Annotated in this window: 1 protein-coding gene and 1 pseudogene; both read right to left on the bottom strand. The window is 67.4% G+C overall.

Annotation, left to right across the window (positions count from 1 at the left end; translation table 11 throughout):
* Positions 1-417, bottom strand: a pseudogene (locus EN925_RS37705) (glycosyl hydrolase family 5); the annotation flags it as partial.
* Positions 414-901: glycosyltransferase (locus tag EN925_RS37700; protein WP_164894759.1), on the bottom strand; the 488-nt coding region annotated here is incomplete at its 5' end. The gene EN925_RS37700 and the pseudogene EN925_RS37705, both read right to left, overlap by 4 nt.

Genomic DNA, 901 nt, shown 5'->3' with positions numbered 1-901 from the left:
CCAGTACTGGCTTGCAGCGTTGGCCTGGATGTTGACGATGATGCCAAGATCGGCGTCGAGGGTGGCGGTGACGGCGGCGTCCAGCATGTCCAGCAACTGACTGCGCGTCTTGGCGTCGGCGGCCAGGAAAGGGCCGGGATCGACGGGCAAGCGGATGAAATCGAGCCCGGTCTCGCGCAACCGACGCAGGTCGTCTGGGGTCGGCACCGGCCGTTGCGACTGGAAGGGCGGCCAGCCGTAGTCGGTGCGGGGTGCGGGAAATTCACGCGTCAGCGAGAACCAGGGCCAGGCGTTGACGCCGCGCCGAAACCGCGTCTCGGCGGCGGCGCGAGCGATTGGTGCGACCGGGAGCGAGCCGAGAGCCGCTGCAGTGGACAGCGCGGTCCGCAGCACCCGCCGGCGCGACCAGCCTATCATACGGTTCCTGGCGATGCGTGATCCATCGCAGTGGTCTTGGCGGCGGTCATGCCGAGCAGATGATAGGCCTCGTTTTCATAGGCGAGCAGGACATCGTCCCAGCGAAAGGCTTCGCGGGCCCGCGCCCTCGCGGCAACGCCGCAGGCCTTGACCAGGGCATCATCGTCCAGCGCCTGCTGCATCCGCTCGGCGCAACTGTTCTTGTCGGTGAAGTAGATCGCCGCAGCCCCTGCGGTCCACCTGTTGTAGGGATTGTCATGCGCGATCACCATGTTGCCGGCCGCCAGCGCCTCGACCAGCGACGGGTTGGTCCCGCCCACCGTGTGGCCGTGCAGATAGGCGCGGGCGTGGAAGCGCAGGGCCTTCACCGTTGCCTGGTCGTAAATGGCGCCCGGCAGCACCACCGAACCGTTCGCCGCCTTGCGGATGGCGGCATGGTAGGGGATGTCGTCGGACAGCGTTCCCAGCACCACCAGCTTCATGT

The organism is Mesorhizobium sp. M7A.F.Ca.US.006.04.2.1 (assembly GCF_004022915.1).
Classification (GTDB): domain Bacteria; phylum Pseudomonadota; class Alphaproteobacteria; order Rhizobiales; family Rhizobiaceae; genus Mesorhizobium; species Mesorhizobium ciceri.
This window is presented reverse-complemented; position numbering and strand designations above follow the sequence as displayed.